Source organism: Bradyrhizobium nivariense (assembly GCF_029846695.2).
Taxonomy (GTDB): domain Bacteria; phylum Pseudomonadota; class Alphaproteobacteria; order Rhizobiales; family Xanthobacteraceae; genus Bradyrhizobium.
The window spans coordinates 1-2,593 of record NZ_JARWCR020000163.1; the positions used below are offsets into that span (position 1 = coordinate 1).

Annotated in this window: 3 protein-coding genes; all 3 read left to right on the forward strand. The window is 61.0% G+C overall.

Annotation, left to right across the window (positions count from 1 at the left end):
- Positions 1-82: 82 nt before the first annotated feature.
- From tnpA to tnpC, 3 genes are read left to right on the forward strand one after another with little or no spacing between them, the layout of a single operon-like run.
- Positions 83-556: an IS66-like element accessory protein TnpA gene (gene tnpA / locus QCM77_RS45620; RefSeq protein ID WP_280097102.1), complete on the forward strand. Its 474-nt coding sequence runs from the start codon at positions 83-85 to the stop codon at positions 554-556.
- Complete coding sequence (gene tnpB, locus QCM77_RS45625) at positions 537-890, forward strand: IS66 family insertion sequence element accessory protein TnpB (protein ID WP_280097103.1); 354 nt, start codon at positions 537-539, stop codon at positions 888-890. Before tnpA ends, tnpB begins: the two co-directional genes overlap by 20 nt.
- 52 nt (positions 891-942) lie before the next feature.
- Entirely contained in the window at positions 943-2,514 is a 1,572-nt protein-coding gene (tnpC, locus tag QCM77_RS45630) for an IS66 family transposase (RefSeq protein ID WP_280097104.1), read from the forward strand.
- Positions 2,515-2,593: the final 79 nt, after the last annotated feature.

Here is a 2,593-nt window from a genome sequence, read left to right on the forward strand (position 1 = left end):
GTAAGCGCGAATTTCCCCGCACCTTTTGCGGTTGAGTGCTGTGATGCATGAGGTGTCCACCAAATTAGGTGGACACCTTGTGATGGCAGACGATGATCAGAAACTGCGGGTCAGGCTTGTTGGCCGGAATGGGCGCCGGCGATACGACCCCACGTCGAAGGACCGTCTTGTCGCGGCCTGCCTTGAACCTGGGGTTTCGGTATCGAGGCTTGCGCTCGAACATGGGGTCAATGCGAACCTTGTTCGGAAGTGGATCAAGAAGTGGACGGCGACCAGGTCGCTGCCGCCGTCTTCACCACCGGCGTTCATCCCGGTTCAGCTTGAGAGGACTGCCGATCGGGCGCTGTCGCGGCAGAGCAGCGTGGCGACGGTGGATTTGCCGGCGACTTGCGATGAAGTGCGTGATTCGGAATCCAAAAGGACTGCAGCTTTTTGCTCTCCGGCCAAAGTGAGCGCGTCCCTGCCGAATGGCGTGAAGCTCGCGCTGGAATGCGGCGATGTAGATGCATTGACGGCGATCATCGGAGCACTGAGCCATGTTCAGACTGGGCGGTGATCTGCAAGTCTATCTGCACCGTGAGCCGATCGACTTCCGGGCTGGCATCAACAGCCTTGCGGTCCTGGTCCAGGAGACGATGGCGCTAGATCCGTTTGTTCCGGCGGTTTTTGCGTTCTGCAATCGCCGTTGCGACCGGATGAAGTTGCTGTTCTTCGACCGGTCCGGCTTTGTGCTGGTCCTGAAGCGGCTGACCGAAGACAAGTTCCGATGGCCGCGCCGCCAGGAGGCGGTCGTCACGCTGACGACCGAGCAATTGCACTGGATCCTTGACGGCATCGATATCGACGCGATGGTCCGCCATCCGGTGCGGCAATATCAGGTTGCCGGCTGAGCTCTCGAGTTGAGCGGTTGACGCGTCGGTACGGTTCAGATTCAAGAATCCGATGAATCGAACCGGCGATCCGAGTGTTGAAGTGCTGTTGGCGCGCATTGCCGCGCTGCAGGCGGAGAACCATCAACTCGCCGACCGCGTCGTCAAACTCGAGGAAGAACTGGCGCTGGCACGCCTGCATCGTTTTGCGCCACGCAGCGAAAAGCACGTCGATCGTCTCTTCAATGAAGCCGAGCAGGCCGCCGATGAGGATGACGCCGGCAGTGAAAAGAACAATATCGCCGAACTTCCGGACACGGGCTTGCCACCCGTCGAAAACACAACGGGAAAGAAGCGCGGCCGCAGGCCGCTGCCAGCGAACCTGCCGCGTGAGCGCGTCGAGTATGACCTGCCCGACGATCAGAAGGCGTGTCCTTGCTGCCGTGGCCAGATGCATCGCATGGGCGAGGCTGTCACCGAGCAACTTCATATCGAGGTGAAGGCGAAGGTTTTACAGAACGTACGCTTCAAATATGCGTGCCGCCATTGCGATCGCACCGGGATCAACGCCCCTGTCGTGACCGCGCCGATGCCGACGCAGCCGCTGCCGGGCAGCGTTGCCACGGCCTCAACGCTGGCGTTCGCGCTGGTTCATAAATATGTCGATGGCACGCCGCTCTACCGCCTGGCGCAGGCCTTCGAACGCGCCGGTGTTGCTGTCAGCCGTGGCGCTCTGGGCCACTGGGTGATCGGCTCAAGCGAGAAGCATCTCTCCCGCATCTATGACGCCCTGAAGCTGCGGCTCAGATCGCAGCCCCTCATCCATGGCGACGAGACGACGGTTCAGGTCCTCAAGGAAAAGGACAGAGAGGCCACCAGCACATCGTATATGTGGGCCTATCGCAGCGGCGAGAACAGCGACCAGCCCATCGTGCTTCTCGATTATCAGCCAGGCCGTGGCCAAATCCACCCGCAGGCCTTTCTCGGCGATTACCGTGGCATCGTGATGAGTGACGGCTATACCGCCTGGCGCACGCTGGAAGGGGCAACCCACATTGGATGCATGGCCCACTCCAGGCGACGCTTTGTCGATGCCCTCAAGGCGAGGAAGAAAGGCGGCGGTCCGCCCGAGCAGGCGCTGCGGTTCTTCGAACAGCTTTACCGGGTTGAAAGGCAGGCGCGGGACGAAAAACCAGACAGAGGCGAAACGCCAGATCAATGCATTCGCCGCTTCCGCCAGCAACACAGCATTCCCGTCCTGAACGCCCTCAAGGAATGGCTCGATCAAATCGCCCCGAAGGTCTTGCCGGACAGCAAGCTTGGCGACGCCATATCCTACACCCGAAACCAATGGGAATATCTGACGCGCTACGCCGAGGACGGCAGGATGCCGATCGACAACAATCTCCTGGAGCGTGATATCAGAATCTTTGCCACTGGCAGAAAGAGCTGGCTGTTCAGCGACACCGTCGAGGGCGCCAGGGCCAGCGCCGTCGTCTACAGCCTGATGCTGACCTGCCGCGCCTCACGCGTCGAGCCGTTAGCCTGGTTGCGCCACGTCCTCACCGAATTGCCTCAGCGCGCGGGCGACGCCGATATCACCGACCTGCTGCCCTTCAACTTCGCCGAAACCGCCGCTGCCTGAACAGGCCAGACGCCGCCCCCGATACGAAGGCCATCCGTCAAAAGCGCAGGCGTCAACGTGCGGGGAAAATCGCGCTTAC

What these genes read in the sequence shown, in the direction of transcription:
- tnpA (WP_280097102.1), top strand. Translation starts at nt 83, where the DNA reads ATGGCAGACGATGATCAGAAACTGCGGGTCAGGCTTGTTGGCCGGAAT.
- tnpB (WP_280097103.1), top strand. Translation starts at nt 537, where the DNA reads ATGTTCAGACTGGGCGGTGATCTGCAAGTCTATCTGCACCGTGAGCCG.
- tnpC (WP_280097104.1), top strand. Translation starts at nt 943, where the DNA reads ATGAATCGAACCGGCGATCCGAGTGTTGAAGTGCTGTTGGCGCGCATT.